Origin of the sequence: Streptomyces sp. A0958 (assembly GCF_004795035.1) — a bacterium.
In the GTDB taxonomy this organism is placed as follows: Bacteria; Actinomycetota; Actinomycetes; order Streptomycetales; family Streptomycetaceae; genus Streptomyces.
Window position 1 is genome coordinate 1 of the sequence record NZ_SSBK01000112.1, and the last position, 521, is coordinate 521.

General features: G+C 60.3%; 2 rRNA genes. Both read left to right on the forward strand.

The features are described 5' to 3' along the window. Positions 1-117, forward strand: a 16S ribosomal RNA gene (locus E6P78_RS32560); the annotation flags it as partial. A gap of 309 nt (positions 118-426) precedes the next feature. After that, positions 427-521, forward strand: a 23S ribosomal RNA gene (locus tag E6P78_RS32565); the annotation flags it as partial.

Genomic DNA, 521 nt, shown 5'->3' on the forward strand with positions numbered 1-521 from the left:
CCCGAAGCCGGTGGCCCAACCCCTTGTGGGAGGGAGCTGTCGAAGGTGGGACTGGCGATTGGGACGAAGTCGTAACAAGGTAGCCGTACCGGAAGGTGCGGCTGGATCACCTCCTTTCTAAGGAGCATCTAGACCCTGTCAAAGGGGTCCAGAGCCACTACGTCGGCAAATGTTCGACGGTGGTCAGCTCATGGGTGGAACGTTGACTATTCAGTACCTGGTGCTTCCACCGGGTCGTGAGTACTGCTCCTCGGAGCGTGGAAAGCGAACCGAAGGGATGCCGGGTACTGGGCACGCTGTTGGGTGTCTGAAGGTATGGCCGCAAGGCAGCCTTCAAACGCCGGCCCCAGTGCACTCGTTCTTCGGGACGGGGTGATGGGTGGCTGGTCGTTGCTTGAGAACTGCACAGTGGACGCGAGCATCTGTGGCCAAGTTTTTAAGGGCGCACGGTGGATGCCTTGGCACCAGGAACCGATGAAGGACGTGGGAGGCCACGATAGTCCCCGGGGAGTCGTCAACCA